Annotated in this window: 1 pseudogene; it reads right to left on the bottom strand. The window is 65.7% G+C overall.

The window, feature by feature from the left end:
• Positions 1-61 precede the first annotated feature (61 nt).
• Positions 62-251 (bottom strand): annotated as a pseudogene (locus tag SB725_RS32790) (phosphohistidine phosphatase SixA); the annotation flags it as partial.

Genomic DNA, 251 nt, shown 5'->3' with positions numbered 1-251 from the left:
CCGGGGATCGGTGGGTTCGAGACAACAAAGGCGGCCCGGGCATGCCCTGCCGCCGCGTCCATCAAGAGTGTGTCACGGCATTCAAGGTCATCAGCCCTGCCAGGGGCCAGTCGCCTTCGAGCTCCGCCAGGCTGGCGGTGTTCATCGGCTGCGGATCACGCAGGTGGCCGTGCTGCAACAGGCCGATCAGGTTGCCCACCAGGGGTTGATGGCTGACCAGCAGCAGGTTGTCGGCACTGTCCAGTTGCTCC

The sequence above is a fragment of the Pseudomonas sp. SIMBA_041 genome (genome assembly GCF_046535095.1).
Taxonomy (GTDB): Bacteria; Pseudomonadota; Gammaproteobacteria; order Pseudomonadales; family Pseudomonadaceae; genus Aquipseudomonas; species Aquipseudomonas mucoides.
This window is presented reverse-complemented; position numbering and strand designations above follow the sequence as displayed.